Below are 23,785 nucleotides of genomic sequence, written 5' to 3'. Positions count from 1 at the left end.
CGGATAGCTCGCGCTTCAGTCCGGCCAGGCCAAGAGGAGCCGCCGATGCACACCTCACCCACCATCCGTAAAGTCTTCGAAGGCGTCGCGACCCGCCCCGAGATGTACCGCATGTTCAATCGCCATCGCGGCGATCCGGCGATCGCTGAAGGCGACGCCGCCCACCTCTTCGCCGGCGAGTGGTTCGAGCTCGCCGAGAGCGAACACGACTACATGCTCGAGATCCTGCCGCCACTGTGGATGCGAGGCGACATGTTCGCAATGCGCGAATTCATGACGGCAAGCGTGACAAGCGTTTTCCTGTCACTGTCGATTGATGGCCAGATGCGCTGGTTCCACGGCTACTGCGACCTGTCGGACAGAGCGTCGCCGGAGCGGATGAAGGCCGCGATCATCGAGCGCGAGTCTCGTCCTGTCCGCGCGATGACGCGTGAGGAGCGGCTCGAGCACATCTGGTCGAGCACGCATGACGACTACCGCGGCTACGCCGGCGAGCGCTGGCCGGCCGCCGTGCGCGGCCACCGCACCGTACTCGTCTACGCCGGCCAGCATGGCACCGCGCTGAAGCTGCTGGACGACCTCACCGAAGCGGAGATCGCAGCGAAGCTGCCGGTACAGCTCCGGCACCTGCCGGAGGCTGTCGCGGCCTAGCTGGCCGCGCGCCCTCCTCGACCTGCCAACAGCCCGGCTCTGCGCGGGGCTTCGCGGCTTCAGCACAGGGCCCCCCGTCGGCTCTCCCGTCAACCCCGCAGGACCGTGCCGTCCGCCGCAGCTCGCGGCGGCGGCGGTCGCGCGCGCCCAGCAGGAAGGACATTTCCAATGGCGCAGGACGACCCTTTCACGATCGACCTCTTCGGCAACACCGCCCTCTCCTCTAGCCTCGGCCTCGGCGTCACCGCCTTCGCCGCCGACTTGGACGGCAACGACCACGACGACGACCCGCCGCCGCCGGCCGCCGCCGGGCCGGCGCTCGCACCTTTGCCACCTTGTGCGCCCAAGACGCGTCTGCGCGGCGAACACTTTCACCTCGCCGGCGACCGCGGCCTGGCAAAGGGCTGGAAACAGCGTGCCCGCGACAGCGTCGCGGCCATTCGGCTCGCCGTGCGGATCGAGGCGGAGCAGCGGCCCGCCTCGCCGCACGAGCAGCGGCAGTTGATCCGCTTCACGGGCTTCGGCGCTTCCGAGCTCGCAAACGGCGTTTTCCGCAAGCCGGGCGAATCCGAGTTCGCGACTGGCTGGGGGGAGATCGGCGCCGACCTTGAGGACGCGGTTGACGACGCCGACTACGCTTCGCTCGCGCGGTGCACCCAGTACGCCCACTTCACGCCCGAGTTCATTATTCGCGCGATCTGGGCGGGCCTGCAGCGCCTCGGTTGGCGCGGCGGCCACGTGCTGGAGCCCGGCATCGGCACCGGGCTGTTTCCGGCGCTGATGCCGGACGAACTCCGCGAATCCTCCCACGTCACGGGCGTCGAGCTCGACCCCGTTACCGCGCGCATCGCCCGGCTACTGCAGCCGCGGGCGCGGATCGTCACAGGCGATTTCGTGCGCGCCGAGCTGCCGGCGAGCTTCGATCTCGCCGTCGGCAACCCGCCCTTCTCCGACCGCACCGTGCGCTCGGATCGCGCGTACAGGTCGATGGGCCTTCGGCTGCACGACTATTTCATCGCGAGGGCAATCGACCTCCTGAAGCCCGGCGCCCTCGCCGCCTTCGTCACGAGCTCCGGCACGATGGACAAGGCGGACGCCTCGGTGCGTCAGCACATCGCGAAGTCGGCCGACCTGATCGCAGCCATTCGCCTGCCCGAGGGCAGCTTCCGCGCCAGCGCCGGCACCGACGTCGTCGTAGACATCCTGTTCTTCCGCAAGCGCAAGGTCGGCGACGCCGAAGGCGACCTGTCGTGGCTCGACCTCGACGAGGTTCGGCCGGCAGCGGAAGACGAGAGCGCGATCCGCGTGAACCGATGGTTCGCGCAGCGCCCGGATTTTGTGCTCGGCGCGCACGCGCTCGCGTCCGGTCCCTTCGGCGAGGCCTACACGTGCCTGCCGCGCGAGGACGACGACCTCGAAGCGACGCTCAAAGCCGCGATCGGCCTCCTTCCGCAAGCCGTCTACGACGGCGAGCCGGAGGTGATCGATCCCGACCTGGAACAAGCCGGTGATCCATCTGACGCCGATTGGGCCGCCGATCGCCACGTGCGCGAGGGCAGCTACTTCTTCGACAAAGCCCACGGCTTGATGCAGGTCCTCGACGGCGACCCGGTCGCGGTTAAAGCGCGCAAGGGCCGCAGCGCCGACGGCACCCCGGAAAAGCACGTGCGCATCATCCGGAAGCTGATCCCGGTCCGCGACGCCGTGCGCGAGGTGTTGAAGGCGCAGGAGCTCGACCGACCGTGGAAGGACGCGCAGGTCAGGCTGCGCATCGCCTGGTCGAATTTCGTCCGGGACTTCGGCCCGATCAATTTCACGATGGTCTCGACCGCCGAGGACGAGGAGACCGGCGAGGTGCGCGAGACGCACCGCCGGCCAAACATCCAGCCCTTCCTCGACGACCCCGACTGCTGGCTGGTCGCATCGATCGAGGATTACGACCTCGAGACCAACACCGCGAAGCCCGGGCCGATCTTCACCGAACGCGTGATCGCGCCGCCCGCCCCGCCAGTAATAGCGAGCGCCGCCGACGCGCTCGCCGTCGTCCTCAATGAGCGCGGCCGCGTCGACATCGACCACATCGCCGAGCTGCTGCGCCGGGACCGCGACGATGTCGTCGCCGAACTCGGCAGCGCAATCTTCCGCGACCCGGTGGACGGCTCGTGTCAGACGGCGGACTCCTACCTGTCGGGACACGTGCGCGACAAGCTGAAGATTGCGGAGGCCGCTGCGGCGCTCGACCCCTCCTACGAGTGCAACGTCACGGCGCTGCAAAGCGTGCAGCCCGCCGACCTCAAGCCCTCCGACATCACGGCACGTCTGGGCGCGCCGTGGATTCCGGCCTCCGACGTCGTCGCCTTCGTCAAGGCGACAATGGACGCCGAGATCAGGATCCACCAGATGCCGGAGCTCGCATCGTGGACAGTGGAGGCACGTCAGCTCGGCTGGATGGCGGCCGGCACATCGGAGTGGGGCACCGACCGCCGGCACGCCGGCGAGCTTCTCGCTGACGCGTTGAACAGCCGCGTCCCGCAGATCTTCGACACGGTCAAGGACGGCGACAGCGAGCGCCGCGTCCTCAATGTCGTGGACACTGAGGCCGCCAAGACGAAGCTCTCGAAGATCAAAGACGCCTTCCAGCGCTGGATCTGGTCCGATCCCGATCGCACCGACCGCTTGGCGCGGGTCTACAACGACCGCTTCAACAACATCGCGCCGAGAGCCTTCGACGGCTCGCACCTGAAGCTTCCGGGCGCTTCTGGCGCCTTTGTGCTTTATGGGCACCAGAAGCGCGGCATCTGGCGCATCGTCTCGGCTGGCTCGACCTATCTCGCCCACGCGGTCGGTGCCGGCAAGACCATGACGATGGCCGCCGCTATCATGGAGCAGCGGCGGCTCGGCCTGATTGCCAAGGCGATGCTGGTCGTGCCCGGCCACTGCCTGGCGCAGGCCGCGCGCGAGTTCCTCGCGCTCTATCCGAACGCCCGCATCCTCGTCGCCGACGAGACCAATTTTGCCAAAGACAAGCGGCACCGTTTCCTCGCACGCGCGGCGACTGCAACCTGGGACGCGATTATCATCACGCACAGCGCATTCCGCTTCATTGCGGTGCCGTCGGCGTTCGAGCAGCAGATGATCCAGGACGAGCTCGAGCTCTACGAGACGCTGCTGACCAAGGTCGAGAGTGAAGATCGCGTCTCGCGCAAGCGCCTCGAGCGATTGAAGGAGGGCTTGCAGGAGCGCCTGGAATCGCTTTCGACTCGCAAGGACGACCTGCTGGCCATCTCCGAGATCGGCGTCGACCAGATCATCGTCGACGAGGCGCAGGAGTTCAGGAAGCTCTCCTTCGCGACCAACATGTCGACCTTGAAGGGCGTGGATCCGAACGGCTCTCAGCGCGCCTGGGACCTCTACGTCAAATCCCGCTTCGTCGAGACGAAGAACCCGGGCCGCGCGCTCGTGCTCGCCTCCGGCACGCCGATCACCAACACGCTCGGCGAGATGTTCTCGGTCCAGCGCTACCTCGGCTACGCGGCGCTCCTCGAGCGCGGCCTGCACGAGTTCGACGCCTGGGCGAGCACATTCGGCGACGTCACGACCGAACTTGAGCTGCAGCCCTCCGGCAAATACAAGCCGGTGACGCGCTTCGCCACCTTCGTCAACGTGCCGGAGCTCATCGCTATGTTCCGCTCCTTCGCGGACGTGGTGATGCCGGATGACCTGCGCCAGTACGTGAAGGTGCCGGCGGTCTCGACCGGCAAGCGCCAGATCCTCACCGCAAAGCCCTCGGCGGCATTCAAGCGCTACCAGACCCGGCTCGGCGAGCGCATCAAGGCGATCGAGGAGCGCGACCGCGCACCGGAGCCCGGCGACGACATCCTGCTGTCGGTCATCACCGACGGCCGCCACGCTGCAATCGACCTGCGTCTGGTTGATCCGGATAGCGACAACGAGGCCGACAACAAGCTGAACATGCTTGTGGGCAATGCCTTCCGCATCTGGAACGAGACAGCCGAGAGCAACTACACGCGCACGGATGGCAAGCCCTTCGAGTTGCCCGGTGCCGCGCAGATGATCTTCTCCGATCTCGGCACCATCAGCGTCGAGAGGAGCCGCGGCTTCTCGGCCTACCGCTGGATACGCGACGAGCTGGTCCGTCTCGGCGTGCCGCCGGGCGAGATCGCCTTCATGCAGGATTACAAGAAGTCGCAGGCGAAGCAGCGCCTGTTCGGCGACGTGCGTGCCGGCAAGGTCCGCTTCCTGATCGGCTCGTCTGATACAATGGGCACCGGCGTCAACGCGCAGCTTCGCCTGAAGGCATTGCACCACCTCGATGTGCCCTGGCTTCCGTCGCAGATCGAGCAGCGCGAGGGTCGCATCGTGCGGCAGGGCAACCAGCATGATGAGATAGACATCTTCGCCTATGCGACCGAAGGCAGCCTCGATGCGCAGGTGTGGCAGAACAACGAGCGCAAGGCCCGCTTCATCGCCGCCGCGCTCTCCGGCGATACCTCGATCCGTCGCCTTGAGGACATGGGAGAGAGCCAGGCCAACCAGTTCGCCATGGCAAAGGCCATCGCGTCGGGTGACCCGCGCTTGATGCAGAAAGCTGGTCTCGAGGCCGACATCGCGCGGCTCGAGCGTCTGCGGGCCGCGCACATCGACGACCAGCACGCGGTGCGGCGCCAGATGCGCGACGCCGAGCGCGACATCGAGCTATCCGTCCGCCGCATCGGCGAGATCAGCCGGGACGTCGAACGTCGCGTTCCGACCGCCGGCGACGCCTTCACCATGGCGGTGACGGGAGAGCTGTATAGGGAACGCAAGCCCGCTGGCCGCGCATTGATGAAGGAAATTCTGACTCTGGTCCAACTTCAGCAGGAAGGCGAGACCGTCATCGCCTCGATCGGCGGCTTCGACCTCGCGTACAGCGGCGAGCGCATCGGTCGCGACGGCTACCGTTACACCACGATGCTGCGGCGAACCGGCGCGGAATACGAGATCGAATTGCCGGCGACGGTGACGCCGCTCGGCGCGGTCGCCCGCCTTGAGCACGCGCTCGACGACTTCGAGGGCGAGCGTGAGCGCTACCGCCAGCGCCTGGCCGACGCCCGCCGACGGCTGGCGTCGTACGAAGCTCGCGATGGCGGCGACTTCGCTTTCGCCAACGAGCTTGCCGAAAAGCGCCGGCAGCTTGTCGAGGTGGAGAAGGCCTTGGCGGAGGATGGCGAAGGCACCCAGGAGATCGCCGCGGCCGCGTGAATAAAGATTGAGAAGAGAGAAAGGGACAAGGCCCGTTCGCAGATCGAGCGGGCCGTCGACGCTGGCGCTCAATCGCCGCCTGCGCGATCCCCGCCCGTCGTCCTGCGCAGGGCTTAGGCCCTGCTGGTCCTGCCGGGCAGGGATGCTCGGCCGCAGTTGCACCGGCCCGCCCGCTCCGCAGGGCACAGGGGTGTCTTCGGGACGAAGACGAGAAAGGGCCGGCTCCGCCGGTCCGCAATCCCGAACAAGGAGCGTTCCCATGCAACTCATCAAGGTCGATCCGCGCGCGCTGAAGGAGAACCCTGATCGCATGCGCCAGACGAGGTCGACGCCGCAGGCTGACGCCCTGCTGCTGGCCACGATCAAGGCCGTCGGCATCGTCCAGCCGCCCGTCATCACGCCCGAGACAGGCGGCGGCAACGGCTATTTCATCAACGCCGGCCACCGCCGCGTGAAGCAGGCGATCGCCGCCGGCCTCGAAGAGATCGACGTGCTCGTCGACGAGGCAGCGAACGACAACGGTGCCATGCGCTCGATGGTCGAGAACATCGCCCGCGAGGCGCTGAACCCGGTCGACCAGTGGCGTGCGATCGAGCGCCTGGTCGCGCTCGGCTGGACCGAGGAGGCGATCGGCGTCGCGCTCGGGCTACCGGTGCGTCAGATTAGGAAGCTGCGCCTGCTAGCGAACGTGCTTCCCGCCATGCTCGACCACATGGCCAAGGGCGACATGCCGAACGAGCAGCAGCTCCGCACCATCGCCGCAGCCTCGCTCGACGAGCAGAAGGAAGTCTGGAAGAAGCACAAGCCGTCGAAGGCCGATCCGCAGGTTTCGTGGTGGAGCGTCGCCCAGGCCCTTCAGAAGACGCGCATGTATGCGCGCCACGCGAGTTTCGGCGACGAACTCGCGCAGGCCTACGGCATCCACTGGGTCGAGGACCTGTTCGCACCGGCTGACGAGGACAGCCGCTACACCACGGACGTCGAGGCCTTCCTCGGCGCGCAGCAGGAGTGGATGACGGCGAACCTGCCGAAGAAAGGCATCATCGCCGAGACCACCAACTACGGCGAGGTGAAGCTGCCGGCGAAGGCCGAGCGCGTCCACGGCAAGCCGGCGAAGTCCGACTGTACGGCCATGTATCTCGATCGCGACGGTCGCGTGCAGACCGTGCACTACCGTATGCCAGCGGCGAAGAAGCTGAAGGGCAAGACCGCCGCAGGATCGGAAAACGCTCCGGACGATGTCGGCGAGGTCTCGAAGCGCCGTCCCGACGTGACCCGCAAGGGCGCCGAGATGATCGGCGATTACCGCACCGATGCGCTGCGCGAGGCGCTCGGCCGCGCTCCGATCGAAGACGACACTTTGATGGCGCTGCTGATCCTCGCCTTCGCGGGCCAGAACGTCTCTGTGACGACGGGAAGCGGCGGGATCTATTACGGCCACAGCCGGCTCGCGAAGAGCGCGGCGGCGCTGTTCGACGCCGACGGCAAGCTCTCTTTCGACATGGACACACTGCGTGTCGCGGCGCGCACCATGCTAGCCAACGTGTTCTCGTGTCGGGAGAACGCCACCAATAGCGGCATCGTCGCTCGCATCGCTGGCCAGGCAATCGGCGCGGACGCCTACTTGCCGAACTTGGGTACGGAGGAGTTCCTTTCCTGCCTGTCGCGCACAGCCCTCGAGGCGTCGTGCAAGGAGACGCCGGTCCTGCCGCGCCAGCGCGTTAGGGACACGCGCGCCGCGCTGGTCGAGCACTTCAAGGAGGGCCACTTAGTCCACCCCTCCGCGCTGTTCGCGCCCGACGCGACGAAACTCTCCGAGTGGCTGTCCTCCGGCTCGGCCGCCCCGGACGACGAAGACGAAGCCGATGAGGACGTGGACGGCGCGGGCGACGAGCGCGCCGACGGCGACGCCGACGCTGAGGCGTTCAGGGAGGCGGCCGAGTAGTCGCTCCCGACGTCCCCCTCCGAACGATCTCCCGCCGCCGGTCCCCGCCGGCGGCGGTGCTGTTTCCACGCATGCGCAAACAAGGAGGACACGATGTCCGCGCACATGATCTTCGACAACGCACCGATCGGCTCGATCGTCGCATGGTCCGACGGAACGCCGCAACCGCCGGCGCGCTTCAGGAAGAAGCTCGCCGCCTGGCAGACTAGCAACAGCCGCGGTCGCTTGGTCCGCAAGCAGGGCGGACGAGGCATCGGAAATGTCTCGCTGTCGACTTTCTTCACGCTTCACGAAGCTGACTACGGCGCCGGCGGCGCCGTGGCCATTCGCGTCCCCCGGACGTTTTCGCTCGAATCGAAGCTCCACTTCGCTGTCGTCGAACGTCCGCCTATCGGCTCGGTGCGCGTGTTCGACCGCGCCGGCGACGGCGGCGAGCTCGTCTATCTCGCGACCAATGAGGTCGACGCCAAGGAGTGGCTGACACGCCACGGCTATCCGGGCGCGGTGCTCCAGGAAGTGACTGCCGACGAGGTCGGCGCGGACGCCGTCGAAGGGAGGGCAGCATGAACGCTTCTCTCCCGCACGAAACCCTGTCGGACCCGACCTCCGGAAACCCGGAGGTCGAGTACGGACGCAGTGCCGAGGGCTTCCTCGCGGCCCGCGTGGGCGAGACCGCCTTCGCGATGCTGCCGGCGCGTCGCGGCGGGCACTATCTCGCATCCGGCTGGCGCATCGGCCGGCCGATCGCGGAATGGCAACGCGCGGACTTCTATGGCTATTCCGGCGCGCTGGCGGACGAGCCCGCATTCCGATCGATGGTCGCGGAGAACGCCGAACACCAGCGCGAAAAGCGTGCGCTCGGTCGCAAGGATTTGCGGTTCGCGGCGAACACGCCGTGGGGCGCCTCGCAAGGCGCCACCCTCTACGCCGACGGTGTGGTCTGCCACTCGACCGCGGGCCACGGTGGCTTTCACCTCTCCGCCGAGCGCAACCGCAGGGTCCATCCCATGCTGCGCTCGGAGGGTGGCTGGTACGAGGAAGACGCCGAATGGGCGATTGTCGCGATCACCTTTCCGCAGCTCTTCACGGCGTTCGAGCGGTGTTGCGCCGAGAGAACCATCAAGGACAGTTGGCCCGACGCCTGGGAGGCGATTTCCGGCACGACACTCCAGCCAGGCGAGTCCCGCGAAAAGGATCGCCGCGCCTTCAACCACGAGCATGCACGGGACTGGATTGTTGTTTCCGCCATCACGTCCAAGCGCGTGAGCGGTTTTGTTGAGGTCGTTGCAACGCTCGGCGGGAAGCGCGGGCCCGGGACTGAGGAGCGCCGCTTCCTCGTCCCGTCGGACGAGTACCAGATCGGCCGCTTCGGCTTCGTGATCGACGAGGCCCGCCACCAGGTCTACGGCGGCCCCTCCGACTTCGCCGGCTGGAGGTGACCCATGCCCTGGCGACTCATTGCCAAAGCCTTCGGCTGGCGCATGGCCACTGACGAGTACGGCGAAACGCCGGTCCTCGTCGTCTGGCATCCGCGGCTTCGACGGCATTTCACCGGCACCGACGCCTGGAGGTGCGCCGTGCGCGTATCCATCCGCGCGCCGAAGCCCTACCCGGCTGACGTCCACAGAAAGGAGATTCAGCCATGAATGCCTTGTCGGCGTCGATCTCCTCATGCACGTGCGAGAGCGCCATCGCCTACGCACTCGATGGCATCCTTACGCCAGGCATGCGCAAGCACGCTGGCATCGATTCGGCACGGGGCGTCACTGGCGACGACGTCGCTTCATCCATCGCCGCGGTGTCCCTCCCGGACGACAACACTCCCGACGAGCCCGCCCTTTCCTCTATGGCCTGTAAGGACGGAGCGATGATTGAGCCTCAAGTTCAACGCTTCCTACTCGGGCGCATGAAAGCCGCGCAAGCCGAGACGCAGCGCCGTCTCGGCCTCATCGAGCGCCAGATCGCGTCATGCGCCGAACGGCTGACGATCACGGACGAAGCGGCGGCGGCGCGCCGATAGCGCCTCGAACTGGACGAACGCAGACGAGCGGCTGTTTCAGCAGCACGTCGCGGAGCTCGCCCTGGCTCGTCGCGGCGATATCGACGCCCTCACGCGAAAGCTCGATCGGCAGGAGACGGCGATCGCCGAGTTTCGGGCGCGCCATCGGGTTTCCGCTGCGTGGCGGTGAGAGACGAAGGACGCACCAATTGGAGTGCGAGCGGAGCGCGGACACTTGGTGTCGAGACGGAGAGTTCAGTAGGTCTGGCCCAACCTCTCACGGTTTCGGCGGCTCGCTGCCCCTTGGCGGACGCTCCCTCGGTTTGTGCTGCGGTCTGAACCGGCCGCGGTCCGCTTCAAGGGCAAGTCGCGAGGCGATCGGCGGCCGCCGTCTCGCGATGGGGGGCCGCGTTCTTCGCAGGCCTGAGGGCCCGCTCGGCCTTTGGCCCACCCATGCTCGCCTTGACAGCCGCCGCCCCCTGAAGCGGCCCGCTGAAGCCGGTTCTGGTCGACCGCACCCGAGGGAGCGACGGCAAAGGGCGATCGCTCCCAAGGCGAAACCGAGAAAGGATATCACCATGACCAAAACTGCTCGCTCCTCTCGTGCCAGCGCCCGTGTCATCCCGCTTCGCAAGGGCACCACGCTCGATATGGTCCGACTCGCCTGTCCAGACACAGCGCAGGCACAGCGCATCTCCGAAAGCTTCGGCCTCGCAATCCTGGACAGCGACGGTATCCGAGATCTGCATGAGCGGCTCATCATCGAAACCGCCGACGCGCTCAAGGATGGCCTGAGCGAACGCGCCATGCAGATCCACCTTCAACGGATCGTCGGTGCCTTCGTCGGATCGGCGCACGGTGCCGGCCAGTTCTACACCCGAGCAGTCACTGAAGCGCGCGATGCCACCGCCAAGCTCGCCAACGACAGCCGCGATGAGGACCTCGATGGTCCGGTTGGCTTCGATAGCCAGGCACAGCGCAAGCGTGAATTCGCCGCCGACATGGGGCTGCAATCCCACGCGCTTCGCATGGCCGCCGAAGGCGCCGTCGCCGCCTACGAACAAGTCGTCGGCGAGGCTTGGAAGCCTTTCGAGCGTCCTGTCGACAGCACGACCGACACCGTCGGCCGGAAAGCGGCCAAGGCGCAGATGTCGGCGTTCGACTGACCGTTGGCGCGGGGCCTCGGCCCCGCGCCTCTTCCACTGCTGCCACCTGACAGGCCAATCGCGAGACCGGCCCCTTTTTCGTGTCCCCGCAGCAACAAAGGGGCCGCCGCCCGTGCTGCTCGCCATCGTCGGCTCCTCCCGGTCCGTGGTCCTGCGCCGGCCCCGACGTCCGCGCAACGGCTTCGCCGTCCTTCGCGCTGCTTCGGCCCTTCGGGTGCGCGGACTTTGAGCCCGGCGGTGGCGGACCCCGTGAGGAGCCGCGATTGGCGCGGCCTCCCGAACGGAGGTTATTATAATGAGCAGGAACGGAGAAAAGTCGCGAGGCGACCTGTACGCCCGCATCACGGACCGCATCATCGCCGAGCTCGAACGCGGCGTGCGCCCCTGGGTTCAACCTTGGACCGCCGCGAATATAGCGGACCGCATCACCCGACCGCTGCGACACAACGGCCAGCCCTATACGGGCATCAACGTCTTGCTGCTTTGGTCAGAAGCCATCGCACGCGGCTTCTGCTCGCCGATCTGGATGACGTTCAAGCAGGCCAGTGAACTTGGCGCGCATGTCCGTAAGGGTGAGACCGGCAGCACTGTGGTGTATGCGAGCCGCTTCACCAAAACGGAGACCGACGCTCTCGGCGGCGAAGTCGAACGGGATATCCCCTTCCTCAAAGCCTATACCGTCTTCTGCGTCGATCAAATCGATGGCTTGCCCGTGCATTACTACGGTCGGCCGCCCGTCGTCGCATCACCGATCGAGCGCAACGCGCACGCCGACGCTTTCTTTGCCAACACCGGCGCGATTGTTCGCCACGGCGGCTCGATGGCGTTCTACGCGCCCTCGTCCGATCACATTCAGATGCCGCAGATCGAAAGTTTTCGCGACACGGCCTCCTATGTCGCCGTCAGAGCCCATGAGACCGTGCATTATGCCGATTTCCGGATTATGCCGCGCCGGTTACTGTTGCTGCGCACAGGTACACATGACGAGCGCGGCATGGCGGCATAATCAGAGCGCCTCCAGGAAGGCGAGCAGCTTGTCGTTGGGCCGATAGCGGCCGGGTGCGGCCTTCACCGGATGCGTGCGCGCCATCGCTCGTTCCTTCAACTGGATGTCGGCGTGGATGTACATCTGCGTGGTCTCGACCGATTCATGGCCGAGCCAGAGCGCGATGACGGTGCGGTCGACACCATTCTGCAGGAGCTGCATTGCTGCGCTGTGCCGGAGCACGTGGGGCGTGACGCGCTTCTTCTTGAGCGACGGACAGTTGGCGGACGCCGCCTTCACGTGCTTGCGCACGATCTGTTCGACGGCATCGCGGCTCAGCCGCTGATTGCGGTTGCTGACGAAGAGTGGATCAGTCTCTGCCCCGCCACGCTCGGCGAGCCAATCACGGAGCACCTTGACGCTGTCCTTTCGGATCGGCGTCGATCGCTGCTTGCGTCCCTTTCCCATACACCGGACGTGCGCGCCGGTGCCAAGTACGATGTCGCCGCAACTGAGGCCGATTAACTCCGAGACGCGCAACCCGGTCTGCAGTGCAAGGGCCAGAAGTGTCCGATCCCGCCGGCCGTGCCACGTTGAGAGGTCTGGCGCCTCTATGAGAGACGCGATCTCGGCACGTGACAGATAGTCGATGGCTCGTTTCTCATGCCGTTTTGCCGGCATCGCTAGAATGCGCTGACAATGATGGAGCAGTTGAGGCTCGTTCACAGAGACGTACCTGAAGAACGAGCGGATCGCCGACAGCCGTGTGTTGCGGCTTCGAGCGCTGTTGCCACGCGCGTTCTCAATCTGTGTGAGGAACTGACCGACCAGATCGGCGTCGATGTCGATCAACTGTAGCTCCGTCGGGGAGCGGCCAAGGCGGTCGGCTGCGAACTTCAGCAACAGCCGGAACGTGTCGCGGTAGCTCGTGACCGTGTTCGGGCTTGCACTCAGCTGCGTCGCCAGCCGCTCTGTGAAGAAGCGCTGCAGGTAGATGGGAAGCGGGTGCGTTTTCATCGCGCACCGCCTTTTCTTGCTGCTCCCTCTGCCAGGGAGCGCTCCGCGCGGTTCGCTGCGAGCTGCAACAGCTCCGGCACCGCCTCTATGTACCAATAGGTATGTTCGGGCCTCATATGCCCGAGATAGGTGCTGAGGCGCGGCATTTCCCGATCGGGGTCGAGCCCCTTGCGGTACCAGCCCATGATGGTGCGCACGGCGAACGTGTGCCGCAGATCGTGAATGCGAGGGCCACGCCCGTGCTTGCAGAAGCGCTGTGCCGCACGGAGCCCCATGTCCTGGGAGACGACCGCAAAGTTGTAACGCGCGCTACAGTCGGTCGGACGGCGACCGTCGTCGTTGCGGAAGAACGGGCCTTCTGTGGGCCCGAGCAGCCGCATGCGCTCGGCGCGATAAGCCGCGAGCCGGTGGGCGGTCGTCGGGGCGACGGGGACGTAGCGCGCCTTGCCGTTCTTGCCGCGCTTCACCGTGATGACGCCAGCGTCGAGATCGACGTCAGCATCATCGAGCTTCAAGGCTTCATTGATGCGCAAGCCTGTGACAGCGATGAGTCCGAACAAGGTCGAGCAGGTCCAGCCTCTAAGGCCATACCGTGATCCGAGCTTCGTGGCGCGGGAGACGAGCATCGCGACCTCCTCGTCCGAGTAGATGTGAGGCCTCGGCCGCTGCCATTTAGCCGGAATCAGGTCCAGCGGCGGCACCTCCGTTCGTTCGTCGTATCCCTTGAGCCAGCTGGCGAAGGCGCGCACCATGCCGAGCCGATGTGCCCATGTGTTGTTGTTGGCATGGCCATAGGCCGTCTTCCAGCTTAAGAACAGATCGACCGTGATCGTTTTCGCCCCCGCACGATCGGCGAAGGCGGTGAAGACCTTCAGAACGCGCTCCTCAAAGGTCAGATCGAAGCCGAGGCTACGACGAACAGCGAGGTAGTCGACAAGACGCCGCGAGAGGGTGATCATGAGCGACCTCCGTCGACTGGCCAGGCGGGCGCAAGCGAGCGCAGGCCCTCAATGTCATGCCGTGCGTAGATGGCCGTCGAAGCGCGCGAGCGGTGGCGAAGCACATCGCCGATCTCGTCGAGCGAGGCGCCCTTGCGCAACATACCAGTTGCGAGGCTGTGGCGCAGAAGATGCGAGCCGATGTACTTCTGAGGCGGCCTCAGTCCGGTCTCCTTGAACGCGGCACGTAGGGTCGTATTTAGGATCTGTGCATTGACGAACGGCCGGTAGGGCGGCCTGATGGAGACGAATAGCGTGCGCGACGTGCCGCGCCGGCCCTTCTTGATGTAATCGACGATGGCTTCCCCGGCATCCTCGGGCAGCGGCATGCGATCGTGCCGCTTGCCCTTGCCTCGGATCAGGATGGTGCCGGCACGCCAGTCGATGTCTTCGAGCTGGATCGCGATCACCTCTGGCGCCCGCAAGCCGAGACGGGCCATGATAATTAGCATCGCATAGTTGCGTCGGCCGACTGTGTCGGTCGCCCGGATCGCGGCGAGCAGCCGCTCGATGTCTTCCGGCTTCAACGACCGCGACAACTGCGATGCGCGCCCGGTCGCCACGCGCGGCAGGCTGGCCGCTAGATCGCGCTTCGTCTTGCCACTCCAGAACAGGAAGCGGAACAGGCTCCTGAGATGCGTCGGCGGCGTCCTATCCCGGTACGGGCTCTTGCGACCCATAACCTCGCGCAGGAACCTCACGATGTCATCGGGCGCGATGTCATTGAGGTTGCCAAGCTTGTCCCCGAAGCGGAACGTCATGAACCGATGGAGGAAGCGGACGCAGTGGTAGGTCGTTGCGTCGGCCAAGCCACGCTGTTCCCGGAGATAGGCTTCGTATTCCGCTGCGAGGCGTTCGATTGCGGTCGGCACCTTCTTCGGCGGCTTCGAGCGTTCGGCCATGCCGGCCTCGACGAGGGCATCGATGAAGCGTTCCAGGCAGTAGCGCTTCTGATTGTACTTGTTCGGGTGCATCGCCTTGAGAGCGGCGGCGTGCGTCATCGACAGCGTTCGCCCAACGAGCTGGCCCTTGCGGAGCCCACGACGAGCGACCTCCTCACAGAGCAACCGCGCGGAGCCTTCATAGGCCCGCATCGTCGCGTGTGCGTAACCTTGATCATTGAGCTTCTTTAGGAACTGCTTGCGGTAGGGCCGCAGCCAGTCCGGCGCGATATCGGCAACGGGGGTCTTCTTGGTTGATAAGGGCATGGTGCCTCCTTCCGTTTATTGGAAGGAACAGTTGCGCACACCCGATCAGACCGAGGCGACGCCCTGTGCCCTGATTTCTGTGCAAAAGGCGCGCACATTTATTTCAACCGCCGGGGCTGCTGGCTCGCCTGATCGCCGATGGCGGGCAGCGATACACTTGGGCGAAGACGGTGTTGAAGCGACGAAGGCTGCCGAAGCCAGCGCGTGCGGCAATCTCGGCCATCGGGAGCTTGGTCTCGTCGAGGAGCCGCTTCGCGCGTTGCACGCGCGCAGTTTGCGCAACCTGAACAGGGCTCGCGCCGAGATGCCTTTGAAAGAGCCTGCCCAGATGACGCGCTCCGACACCCAGTCTGTCTGCGAGACCCGCCACAGTACTGTCATCAAGCGCGCCGTCCTCTATTAAGCGTAGCGCTCGCTCTACCGTCGTCCGCGTACCCTTCCACGCCGGTGAGAACGGCGCTGTTTCCGGCCGGCATCGAAGACAAGGCCGGAAGCCTGCGGCTTCGGCCGCCGCGGCCGACGGGTAGAACATTACGTTCGACGCTCTCGCAGGACGAACTGGGCAGACAGGTCGGCAGTAGATCTTCGTGGTTCGGACGCCTGAGAAGAAGCGTCCGTCATAACGCCGATCCCTGCCCACCCGTGCGCGTTCGCATTCCTCGGCATCCAGCATGGGGGTTCTCGCGTGACGCCGGGCGACCGAGTCCGATTCCGGCGAGCCAAAGATATGCTCGAATGCTAAGCCAGTGTCCACTCAGCTGAGAGAGATCATGAGCCACGTTCTCGACAATCCCGTTTGGTTTGCACTGATCGGCCCGCAGGCGGATTTCGCACATGGACAAGGGTTAGCGCGGCACTTCTATCGTGATATGGCGCCGTTTTCGGCCGTCGAGGAGGCGACACCGGCCGCCTATGCGGATCTGGCTTCGGATCTTCCTTCAAATACGGAAGCTCGTCTCTTTCGACCATCGGATGAGGCGTTGCCGCCCGGCTGGCTAGCGATAGATGCATTTCCGATGCTGCAGATGGTGCCGAAGCACGATCGGCCCATCGCAGAAGACTATGCGGTACCGGATGATCTCACAGAGGCGGACGTGCTGGCCATGCGTGAGCTGGTAGATGTTGCCAAGCCCGGGCCTTTCGGGCCTCGGACGCATCGCCTAGGCCGTTTTGTCGGATATAGGGAGAATGGCCGGCTCGTTGCAATGGCGGGCGAGCGGCTGAGGTTGCCCAGTTACGTCGAGTTGAGCGCGATCTGTACTCATCCGGTCGCCAGGGGCCGCGGCCTTGCCGGCAAGCTGATGCGATGCCTGATGAATCGGGCAATCGTTAGAGGCGAGTCTCCCTTTCTCCATGTCCGTCCCGAGAACCGAGAAGCAGTGAGCCTCTATCATCGACTCGGGTTCACGGTACGTCGCGAGATTTGGGTTCTCTGGCGCAAGCCCGTCTCAGAGGCTTCTTGACGATGCCAATTCGCTTTGCCGGTTGGTCCGTGGTCTGGGTCGCCTTCACAGTAGCGGCGTTCGCATGGGGCATTGGATTCTATGGTCCCGGTGTCTTCCTTCAGACGCTGCATGCAAGCAAGGGCTGGCCGATCGCGACGATTTCGGCTGCGATCACTACTCATTTTCTCGTCGGCGCCGCGATCGTAGTCTATCTGCCTGAAGCGCATCGAGCGATTGGCATTGCGCGTGCGACAATGATCGGCGCAGTCTTGACTGCCGCCGGAATCGTCGCGTGGTCAATGACATTGTCACCTTGGCAGTTGTTTGCTGCAGCTTTCATTTCAGGCGGCGGTTGGGCCCTCACGAGCGGTGCCGCTATCAATGCAATGATCGCGCCTTGGTTCGACCGCGATCGGCCGATGGCCATAAGTCACGCGTTCAACGGCGCCAGCATCGGAGGCGTCGTGTTCACTCCGCTCCTCGTTTCCATGATCGACGGTATAGGGTTCCCAGCAACTGCGCTGGTCGTGGGACTCGCAATGGTCATTGTGGTGGCGCCTCTCGCGCATCGCTATTTGCGACAGGGTTCAGAGGATCTTGGGCTTGCACCAGATGGACAACCACTGGATCGTGCCCGACCGAGGCCAGAGTCTGAAGCACGATTGCCGCGCGCGGCGCTGATGAGGACTCGGGCGTTTGTCACGGTATCGACCGCGTTCGCGCTTGCGCTCTTTGCCCAGGTCGGCCTGCTCTCTCACTTGCTGTCGCGCCTTTCACCGGTACTCGGAACGACTGCCGCGGCGGCCGCAATGAGCTTGACCACCATCTCTGCCGTAGCAGGACGCCTGCTCCTTGGTTGGCTGATTGGCGACCACGACCGGCGCTATGCAGCCTGCGCTAACTTTCTGGTACAAAGCATTGGCGTCGTCCTGTTGTGCGTCACGAACTCGCCGCTACTTCTCCTGGTCGGCTGCGTGCTTTTCGGTCTCGGGGTTGGCAACGTCGCAGCAATACCTGCTCTGATCGCGCAGACGGAATTCCGGGCGGTCGACCTCGGTACAGTGGTGGCACTGGTGATCGCGACCAACCAAGCCGTGTTCGCGCTTGCGCCTGCCGCGCTGGGTGCCATCAGAGACGCTTCGACGAACTACACACTGTCCTTTGCAATTGCAGCGGTCATCGAGGTCGCGGCCGCCATCACCGTGCTGGCTGGGCGGCAAAGGCGACGCTGATTATGCCGGCATGCCGGGCCGGTTACGCGCACTTCTCTCAAGGGGCGTCGATCGGCGCGGCATAATCCGGAAATCGGCATAATGCACGTTATGCCGATATCGGCATAAGGCGCACTGGACCGCTCCCGCTCACCGCGTCAATCGCGATCTCAGCCGTTACTGCAAGGATCGGAGCGAACGCGCGCGCGAAGAGCTGATTGCCGAACTCGGGAGCTGCTTCCTCTGCGCTGATCTCGGGGTCTCTCCTGAACTGGAACCGCGGCCGGATCATGCAAGCTACCTCGCGTCGTGGTTGGAGCTCTTGTCTAATGAGAAGCGCTTTATCTTCTCGGCTGCCGCGCATGCGCAACGCGCCGTCGCCTATCTACACGACCAGCAGCCGAAGGCAGTAGTCGTCGAGGAGGCAGCATGATGAGCGCACTACGTAATTGGCGCCGGTGCTTGCCAGCCCTTGGTCATCCGGCGATCAGTGCAGAGACTGCAGCTCCTTGCTTGGCTGCTCGACGGCCGGGGCCCTTTATCCTTTGCTGCGGGATCTGACGGTGACCTTGCCTGCCTTCCTTCGAGGGCGGGCGAGTTCTGGGCTTTGCACGGGTGGTCGCTTTGCCGAGCAAATCTCGCTCGCGGCTTGCGGGTTCACCTTGCGGGCCGCGTAACTCCTGACGGTCGAGTTGCGCTTGCGTTCCTGCTTCGGGCCTCGACCAGCAAGCCTGAGGAATTGTCAGATGTGTGTTGGTGAGCGGTGATCGGGTTCCTGTCCTCGGTCTGGGTTTCGATGACCGCAAGTCATGTTCCTTGGCAGTTTCTTCTGGCACACCCACGTCGTCCTCGATTGGCATGTCTGACCGAAGGGCGTCGTCGCTAAGCGCCGCCTCGCTCTTACCCCCGCAACAGCCGGTTACGACTTTCTTCCCCTGGACCGCTGCGCGTCCATTCCTCGCGCAAGACAAGAAAGTAGTGCCCTGGCTGCCCTCTACTGCGTGCCGGCCCCTGCGGGGTGCGGGTCGATCGCCTCCGGTCTGTCGCCAGCCATCGAGGCCGCGATGGGCGCCGCCCGGGAAACTAAAAGGACACGACAATGGCGACCATCGGCACCTTCACCTCGAACGGCAGCGGCTTCTCCGGCTCGGTTCGCACCCTTGCGCTCAATGCCAAGGCCAAGCTGGTTCGGGTCGAGAACCCCTCCGACAAGGGACCGCACTTCCGCATTTTCGCCGGTAATGTCGAGCTGGGCGCGGCTTGGCAGAAGACCGCCAGGGACACCGAGCGTGACTATCTCTCGGTCAAGCTGGACGACCCGAGCTTCGCGGCTCCGATCTTCGCCACCCTGATCGAGGTGGAAGGCCAGGAAGGTCTTCAGCTCATCTGGTCCCGCCCCAGCCGGGACTGATCCCACTCACGGCAACGGCCCTGCCAACCGGCGGGGCCGTTACTGCGTGAGCCGGGTGGATCCACCGAGGACTGGCTCCCTCCAATGCTTCACCGCGCTGCCCCGCTTTCGCTCGCGCCGCTCTCGTTTAGACGCGCCTCGAGCGAGTTCGATGTCCGAAATACATATACAAACTTCGGACAACTGATCCGACAGGCGCGCGGCTTTTCAGAGAATCCCCCACGCCCGATAGCGTCCTCGTCCGGTCGCCTCGCGCAAGCCGAGCTCGGCCACCAGGTTCTGCGCGGCGCGCGGCGTGATGCCAAGTTCCTTGGCGATCATGCCGGACGAGACAATTGGGCGGGTCAGCACGTAGTCCAAGAGCGCCGGCAGCCGGGAGGTGGCGCGGCGGCCGTCGAGTTTGCGGGCGAGCAGGGCGCGCTGGTTCAGCCAGCGGTCATGGTCCTTGAGGCCGGCCGCCGCAGCCGCGGCGATCGCCTCGAGCTGGACGGCAAGTCGCGCCGCGATGTCGCGCGGCCGCCGGTGTTCACGCGGGATCGCCTTCAGCCCCTCGTGCAGGCACGGCAAATGCCAGCGGGACTTGCCGCGATCGCGCAACAGCGCGGCGGCCAGCAGCCGGCCGAGCCAGGGCGTGTGCTGTAGCGGTTCGATCGTGATCCAGGCCTCGGCCGAAATCGCCGCCGCCAAGGTCGGCGGCAGGTGACGGGTCCGGTCGAGGGTGGCGCGCCAGTCCTCGATCCGGGCGTCTTCGTCCCAGTCGGGATCGTAGACCAGCGGATCGCGCTCCGGCCGGAGGCGGCCCTCGCCGGCTAAGGTCTGCTCCGCGCGGACCATCGCGGCGTCGACCGCGGCGAAGGCGGCCGCAAGATGCTGGTCCGTCTCGATGAGCCCGGGCTGACCGTCGGTACCGGCCTCGTCGTCAGCGTCGAATCCGGCGTCGTCGCGCTCATCTCCCCTCGCCTTTTCCCGGTCGCCCTCCCTTTCCCGGCCGCGCAGGCCATCGAGGCCGGCGACCGAGAGCGCCCAGCCGGGTTTGGCGTCGGCGATGCGGCGGCGCGTCCGCAGCACGGCACGGGCTCGGGTCAGCTCGTGAGTTGGGGCGCGGATATCCATGCCGGCGTCGTGGAGAACCAGATCTTCGAGATGGACGAGCTCACCCTCCAGCCACAGACTGGCGCAGGCATCAGTATAATGGGTGCGCGCGACCCAGCCGTCGCGGATCGGACTTCTGGCCAACCGCTCGTCGAGGCGGGCGAGCGCATCTTCGGCGGCGGCGAGCGGACCGGCGAGCTGGGCCCAGGGCAACGGATCGGGGATGAAGCAGCTGTTTTGCAAGGTCTTGATAATCTTAACAGGAAACGACAAAACGGAAGCTAACATAGCTTTGGCTTCCGTCATAGCGGGGCCTGTTCCTGCCACCTCTCACTATCGATAGCCACCCCTTATCGAAGCGTTGGACACATCCGCAAATCAGCGATTCTGGCGAATCCAGAGACCGGAAAATCGCGCCCGCCGGGCCTCAGATCGACGAGAGGACGCTACCGCTGCCGGCCCCCCGCCCCTCTTCCGACGCACCCGCCTGGCGGCATCGACGCCTTAACTTTGAGCGACATCCGTATCGGCCGCGCTCAACTGTCGTCGTAAAGACTATCTCGAAAGGCCTGGTCCGCCGGCAGCGCATCGGTCTTCTCCCGACGCTGTCCGAGGTCTCGGGTGAACCTGACGCCCTCCTCGACAAGCGAAGCCGGCTTTGGCTTAAGCTCGGCATTGAGATGCTCGAACCCCGGCGTCATCTCCGCCGCCTCGATCGCGGCGATGTCCTCGTCGGTCAAATCGACAGTCCGAACGACGCTGCGATCGCGGTCGGCGGCCGGGCGCCGCGCGGCCGAACCGGCCTCGTCGACAGTCGGCGGCGAGATGGGCTGTTTCGGATGACTGGCCATGGCGCTTCCTTCCTTCCGCCCTCGATCCTAATGGACGGCGTCTTCCCGCGCAGCCTCTGTTGAAAATCGCCGCAGCATCATTTATAGTCACAGTGGTCACTATAGTCAGAGGAGCAGATCGTGACAGTCTCCCGTAAGACCCCCGCGCACGAATCCGACCACTGGACCGTGGCCGGCGCCAAGGCGCGGCTCTCCGAGGTGATCGAGCGCGCCCAGAGCGACCCGCAGATCATCACCCGCCACGGCAAGCCGAGCGTCGTCATCGTCTCGGCCGAGGAATGGGCGCGCAAGACCGTCCGCAAGGGCACGCTGGCCGAGTTCCTGATGGCCTCGCCGCTGCGCGATGCCGATCTCGATCTCGATCGTGTGCGCGATCAGCCGCGCGACCTTGATCTATGAATGTCCTGCTCGACACCAATGTGCTGTCGGAGGTCCGCCGGCCGGCGCCCGATCCAAAAGTGCTCGCCTGGCTCAATGCGATCGACGAGGACCGGACCTTCATCAGCGTGGCCTCGATTGCGGAACTCAAACGCGGCATCGCCCTTATGGGCGACGGCCGGCGGCGCGAGGCGCTGGCCGCCTGGCTCGCCGAGGATCTGCCGGCGCGCTTCGCCGGGCGGATCCTGCCGATCGACCCGGCGATTGCCGAGCGCTGGGGCGATCTGATGGCGCAGGCCCGCCGGAGCGGCTTTGCGCTCTCTGTCATGGACGGGTTTTTCGCCGCCACCGCGCTCGCCAAGGGGTTCGTGCTCGCGACCCGCAATACCAAGGATTTTGCGACGCTCGGCGTGCCGCTGTTCGACCCTTGGACCGATGAGAGGATGCCGGCATGACCGCTCCTGTCCGCCTTCCGGATGCAGCTTCTCTTGAAGCCGTCCTGGCTGGCCTCGATCCGGCCTCGGCCGACGCGAACCTCATCCCTGCCCTTGTCGCTGCCTTTCCAGGCTTCGAGTTTGGCCTCGCGCGGATCGACGACGATTATTGGCGCGACATCCGCTCCGTCATCCGGCCGGACGGCACGCGCGTCGGCGAGCTGCGGCTGTGGATGACGGCCGAACTTGCCAAGGATGGCGGTGATATCAAGGCGGTCTGGCAGCGTTTGAGGGGGACTGATCTCCAGATCACCGAATGGCGCGGCAGGAGCGCCTTCGTGTCGGCGCCGACCGGGCCGGGCGCGGCCGACTATATCCAGATCGCGCTCGGCCGCGAGATCGAATGGCGCGCCGGCCCGATCGTCAATCCAGATTACCGCCCGTACGGCAAAGAGGAATTGCTCGATCCCGCTTGGCCTCGCACCAATCAGCTTCCTGACTCCGATCGCCTCGCTGGTCCGGTCTATCGCCTGCTTGGCCGCGCCGGCGGTGCGATGTCCGCAGTTTTCTCGATCGCTGTGGTCGGATCGAGCGCGAGAAAAGCGAGGCCAACCGGCCGGAGCTGGAGCGGCGGATCATTCGCGAAACGGGGCCGGGCGGAACGCGCGAGACGCCGTTCCTGGAGGTGGTCCCCGACTATTTCGACGTCGTGCCGCGCGAGCTGCGGTTCTTTCAGGACTGGGAGGAATCGAGCGCCAGGCCGCAGCGCGTCTTCGCGCATTGGGCGCTCGATGCCCGCGATTATACCCACAAGGGCGAGCGCGAAATCGGCTTCATTCCGCGGCCGCTGCAGCCACCGAAGGAGCGGTTGCTGATGAGACCGGAGGTCTCGGTGCACGCGCTGATGGACCGGATCGAGTCCGTGGACCGCGAGGTCGGTCTGCGCTTCGGCTGGTTCTTCCTGATGACCCATGGCCATTGGGTCGACCCGGATGTCGGGCACGCTATCGCTGAAGGCCTGAAGGCCCAGCGCGTGCGCCTGCCCGATCCAGACGCCCGCGTGCTGCTGCGTTGGGCCGATCGAAGCTACGGCTTCTAGAAGAGATTGGTTATAAGCGACATCAGCTCTCGCTCGTTGCTCGCCGACCCGTAACCCGACGGGCGCTACCCTGTCAGCGATCTTGCCGATGGAGCGACGCGCCCTGAGCGGACCTTCTTTGGCGATGCGCGGGCCTTCGCGGCGCGTGAGGCGGATTGTTAGGGTTAATCGGCTATGAATGCCTCCCCTCTCTGTCTTCCCGAGGCTGATTTTCATCGACCCCATGCTGCCTGACCTCGATCCGACTACGGCCGAGAACAACCTTGTCTCGGCCCTCGCCTTTCCGGGTTGAATTCAGCGGGGCGGGGATCGACGAGGGCTATCGATGCGATAAGCAGTCGTGACTCGACTGGACGAACGTCGCTCTACGAGTTGGAGCCCGGATGACCGCGTGGCGGGACGGATGTTGTCAGCTGACAACATCCGTCCCTTGGCAATGCCGTGTTGTCAGCTGACAACAATTCGTTCCGGCGGGTGATTGGTAATCTGGCGCGAGCCGGCTAGCCGCTCCGCATGTCCCGATCAGCTCTATGAAAGGAGTACGCAGCTCGATATTAGCGATCGTACCCGCCACGCGATCTCCGGATCGGCTTCATTCGTCGGCCTTGCCGCTCCCAGAGGAGCGACTGGCCC

20 protein-coding genes and 3 pseudogenes are annotated in these 23,785 nt (G+C 65.3%); 16 read left to right on the top strand and 7 right to left on the bottom strand.

Annotated elements, in window-relative coordinates; translation table 11 throughout:
- Positions 1-45: 45 nt before the first annotated feature.
- The 7 genes from IVB12_RS28515 to IVB12_RS38475 all read left to right on the top strand — a co-directional run bounded on the left by IVB12_RS28515 (position 46) and on the right by IVB12_RS38475 (position 9,878).
- Positions 46-651 (top strand): DUF1419 domain-containing protein, encoded by a 606-nt coding sequence (locus IVB12_RS28515; RefSeq protein WP_247304076.1) that lies wholly within the window; start codon positions 46-48, stop codon positions 649-651.
- A gap of 168 nt (positions 652-819) precedes the next feature.
- The gene (locus tag IVB12_RS28510) at positions 820-5,913 is read left to right on the top strand and encodes an N-6 DNA methylase (RefSeq protein WP_247304074.1); all 5,094 of its coding nucleotides are present in this window, start codon (positions 820-822) and stop codon (positions 5,911-5,913) included.
- 259 nt (positions 5,914-6,172) lie between these two features.
- Positions 6,173-7,858 carry a ParB/RepB/Spo0J family partition protein gene (locus IVB12_RS28505; protein WP_247304072.1) on the top strand — a complete coding sequence of 562 codons (1,686 nt, stop codon included), beginning with the start codon at positions 6,173-6,175 and terminating at the stop codon, positions 7,856-7,858.
- A gap of 93 nt (positions 7,859-7,951) precedes the next feature.
- A complete protein-coding gene (locus IVB12_RS28500) occupies positions 7,952-8,425 on the top strand; it encodes a hypothetical protein (RefSeq protein ID WP_247304069.1) in 474 nt (157 codons plus the stop codon).
- Positions 8,422-9,297 (top strand): hypothetical protein, encoded by an 876-nt coding sequence (locus IVB12_RS28495; protein WP_247304067.1) that lies wholly within the window; start codon positions 8,422-8,424, stop codon positions 9,295-9,297. The genes IVB12_RS28500 and IVB12_RS28495 overlap by 4 nt, the downstream gene beginning before the upstream one ends.
- A 3-nt stretch (positions 9,298-9,300) precedes the next feature.
- Complete coding sequence (locus IVB12_RS28490; RefSeq protein ID WP_247304065.1) at positions 9,301-9,504, top strand: hypothetical protein; 204 nt, start codon at positions 9,301-9,303, stop codon at positions 9,502-9,504.
- Positions 9,501-9,878, top strand: a complete 378-nt coding sequence (locus tag IVB12_RS38475; protein ID WP_346658528.1) for a hypothetical protein — start codon at positions 9,501-9,503, stop codon at positions 9,876-9,878. Before IVB12_RS28490 ends, IVB12_RS38475 begins: the two co-directional genes overlap by 4 nt.
- Here the strand turns inward: IVB12_RS38475 and IVB12_RS38470 are convergent.
- Positions 9,847-10,023 (bottom strand): hypothetical protein, encoded by a 177-nt coding sequence (locus IVB12_RS38470; RefSeq protein ID WP_346658527.1) that lies wholly within the window; start codon positions 10,021-10,023, stop codon positions 9,847-9,849. The two genes, IVB12_RS38475 and IVB12_RS38470, sit on opposite strands and share 32 nt — an antisense overlap.
- Positions 10,024-10,435: 412 nt before the next feature.
- Between IVB12_RS38470 and IVB12_RS28480 the strand changes: the two genes are divergently transcribed.
- Entirely contained in the window at positions 10,436-11,023 is a 588-nt protein-coding gene (locus IVB12_RS28480) for a hypothetical protein (protein ID WP_247304063.1), read from the top strand.
- 295 nt (positions 11,024-11,318) lie between these two features.
- Positions 11,319-11,954 (top strand): annotated as a pseudogene (locus IVB12_RS28475) (ArdC-like ssDNA-binding domain-containing protein); the annotation flags it as partial.
- Between the two features lie 75 nt (positions 11,955-12,029).
- Here IVB12_RS28475 and IVB12_RS28470 read toward each other — a convergent pair.
- From IVB12_RS28470 to IVB12_RS28455, 4 genes are all read right to left on the bottom strand, one after another.
- On the bottom strand, positions 12,030-13,025 hold the full coding sequence (locus IVB12_RS28470; protein WP_247304100.1) for a tyrosine-type recombinase/integrase: 996 nt from the start codon (positions 13,023-13,025) through the stop codon (positions 12,030-12,032).
- Positions 13,022-13,984: a tyrosine-type recombinase/integrase gene (locus IVB12_RS28465; RefSeq protein ID WP_247304061.1), complete on the bottom strand. Its 963-nt coding sequence runs from the start codon at positions 13,982-13,984 to the stop codon at positions 13,022-13,024. The genes IVB12_RS28470 and IVB12_RS28465 overlap by 4 nt, the downstream gene beginning before the upstream one ends.
- Positions 13,981-15,231, bottom strand: coding sequence for a site-specific integrase (locus tag IVB12_RS28460; protein WP_247304060.1), 1,251 nt, complete (start codon positions 15,229-15,231; stop codon positions 13,981-13,983). Before IVB12_RS28460 ends, IVB12_RS28465 begins: the two co-directional genes overlap by 4 nt.
- A 103-nt stretch (positions 15,232-15,334) precedes the next feature.
- Positions 15,335-15,904 (bottom strand): Ada metal-binding domain-containing protein, encoded by a 570-nt coding sequence (locus tag IVB12_RS28455; protein ID WP_247304059.1) that lies wholly within the window; start codon positions 15,902-15,904, stop codon positions 15,335-15,337.
- 97 nt (positions 15,905-16,001) lie between these two features.
- On the opposite strand from IVB12_RS28455, the gene IVB12_RS28450 reads away from it, so the two are divergent.
- The 4 genes and pseudogenes from IVB12_RS28450 (at position 16,002) to IVB12_RS28435 (ending at position 19,298) form a co-directional block, all read left to right on the top strand.
- Entirely contained in the window at positions 16,002-16,694 is a 693-nt protein-coding gene (locus IVB12_RS28450; protein WP_247304057.1) for a GNAT family N-acetyltransferase, read from the top strand.
- Positions 16,695-16,696: 2 nt separating this feature from the next.
- The gene (locus IVB12_RS28445; protein ID WP_247304098.1) at positions 16,697-17,908 is read left to right on the top strand and encodes an MFS transporter; all 1,212 of its coding nucleotides are present in this window, start codon (positions 16,697-16,699) and stop codon (positions 17,906-17,908) included.
- Positions 17,909-18,020: 112 nt separating this feature from the next.
- Positions 18,021-18,320: pseudogene (locus tag IVB12_RS28440) on the top strand (zincin-like metallopeptidase domain-containing protein); the annotation flags it as partial.
- A gap of 666 nt (positions 18,321-18,986) precedes the next feature.
- Complete coding sequence (locus IVB12_RS28435; RefSeq protein WP_247304055.1) at positions 18,987-19,298, top strand: DUF736 domain-containing protein; 312 nt, start codon at positions 18,987-18,989, stop codon at positions 19,296-19,298.
- A gap of 207 nt (positions 19,299-19,505) precedes the next feature.
- On the opposite strand, the gene IVB12_RS28430 is transcribed toward IVB12_RS28435, so the two are convergent.
- Together IVB12_RS28430 and IVB12_RS28425 are read right to left on the bottom strand one after the other, a co-directional pair.
- Complete coding sequence (locus tag IVB12_RS28430; RefSeq protein ID WP_247304054.1) at positions 19,506-20,696, bottom strand: RHE_PE00001 family protein; 1,191 nt, start codon at positions 20,694-20,696, stop codon at positions 19,506-19,508.
- Positions 20,697-20,926: 230 nt separating this feature from the next.
- Complete coding sequence (locus IVB12_RS28425) at positions 20,927-21,241, bottom strand: prevent-host-death protein (RefSeq protein WP_247304052.1); 315 nt, start codon at positions 21,239-21,241, stop codon at positions 20,927-20,929.
- Between the two features lie 120 nt (positions 21,242-21,361).
- Here IVB12_RS28425 and IVB12_RS28420 point away from each other — a divergent pair, with 120 nt between their 5' ends.
- The 3 genes and pseudogenes from IVB12_RS28420 (at position 21,362) to IVB12_RS28410 (ending at position 23,152) form a co-directional block, all read left to right on the top strand.
- On the top strand, positions 21,362-21,640 hold the full coding sequence (locus IVB12_RS28420; protein ID WP_247304051.1) for a type II toxin-antitoxin system Phd/YefM family antitoxin: 279 nt from the start codon (positions 21,362-21,364) through the stop codon (positions 21,638-21,640).
- Positions 21,637-22,074: a type II toxin-antitoxin system VapC family toxin gene (locus tag IVB12_RS28415; RefSeq protein WP_247304049.1), complete on the top strand. Its 438-nt coding sequence runs from the start codon at positions 21,637-21,639 to the stop codon at positions 22,072-22,074. The genes IVB12_RS28420 and IVB12_RS28415 overlap by 4 nt, the downstream gene beginning before the upstream one ends.
- Positions 22,071-23,152 (top strand): annotated as a pseudogene (locus IVB12_RS28410) (hypothetical protein). The gene IVB12_RS28415 and the pseudogene IVB12_RS28410 overlap by 4 nt, the downstream one beginning before the upstream one ends.
- The last annotated feature ends 633 nt before the right edge of the window (positions 23,153-23,785 follow it).

Origin of the sequence: Bradyrhizobium sp. 179, assembly GCF_023073535.1 — a bacterium.
Taxonomy (GTDB): Bacteria; Pseudomonadota; Alphaproteobacteria; order Rhizobiales; family Xanthobacteraceae; genus Bradyrhizobium.
Note: the sequence above shows the minus strand (reverse complement) of the source record. Positions and strands in the feature narration are given on the sequence as shown.